This window comes from Wohlfahrtiimonas larvae (assembly GCF_002006755.1).
Lineage (GTDB): Bacteria > Pseudomonadota > Gammaproteobacteria > Cardiobacteriales > Wohlfahrtiimonadaceae > Wohlfahrtiimonas > Wohlfahrtiimonas larvae.
In genome coordinates, this window is sequence record NZ_MVDO01000268.1 from 1 (window position 1) to 1,159 (window position 1,159).

The following is a 1,159-nucleotide window of genomic DNA, read 5'->3' on the forward strand; positions in this document are numbered from 1 at the left end:
CACTAATGTTACCCGCTTTATCTATTGCTACTAATTCACCTTTTTCACCCTCACTCAAAGGGTTTGGATCTGCAAATTTCCAATCACCATTCTTATCAGCGACTGTCCCCACTTTATTGCCATTAGGTAATGTTAATATTATGGTAGCGTTAGGCTCAGACTTACCTGCTAACAGCAAAGCATTATTAACCTCAACAATAGGATCTATAGTTGACTTATCTGCTATTCCTGTATCTGTTGGTGAACTTTTATTACCATCCTCTGTTAATGTAATTAAAGTACCTTTCTCACCATCATTTAATGGATTATCGCCAAAACTCCAATTTCCTGTAGCATCAACAGTAACTATGACAGTAGAACCATCTGATTTCGTTAATATAATTGTGGTATTAGGTACACCTGTTCCAGATAAATCATTTCCATTATTAACTAAAACTTTTGGCGCACTAATATTATTTGGTAATGAAATAACATAATCATTACTTCCCCCACTACTACTCGCAGCTACAGCACCGCCAACACCTAATAATCCTAGACCAATCGTCCAAGGCAACCATTCTCCATCCATTGTAGAATCTTGAATTAATAACGTATCTACAGATTCAATCTGAGACCAATTATTTCCTTCAATTAAATATAGCCCATCATTTTGATTTAAAGAATCATCAATAACTAACTCATTTTGAGGATTAATAAAATAATCTTGTATAACTAAAAGTTGCCCAGATTTTAACTTAATAACTAGAGCATTTCCTTGCTGCGTTATAAACTCTATATCTATCCTAGAAGCTTGAATAACAACAACTTGCGAACCAGTCAGCTTAACCGAGCTACTATTCATAATAGTTTTATCGCCATTTCTTCTATCCATTATGTATTTAATCATTCTATTATCCTCAAATTATATTATTTTTTATTCTGCACTATCATATAGCGTCTTAAATGTTAAGACAACCTAACTAATTAAAATTATTTATACACACTAAAAAATAATCTAATATATTGATTTTAATAATAAATCAAAACCTTTATTATTAAAATAAGTATAGTACACATTGAAATATTTTAGGTTTATTCCAAAGTAAATAACATAACACTGTGTCTATCATATTTAATCTATTACAATGTTGAAAATATAAATTCTATTTATAATTCTATA

1 protein-coding gene is annotated in these 1,159 nt (G+C 30.5%); it reads right to left on the minus strand.

The genetic code is table 11. The features are described from left to right. A partial coding sequence (locus tag BZK14_RS12975) for an Ig-like domain-containing protein (RefSeq protein WP_143691485.1) occupies positions 1–886 on the minus strand: 886 nt, incomplete at its 3' end. Positions 887–1,159: the final 273 nt, after the last annotated feature.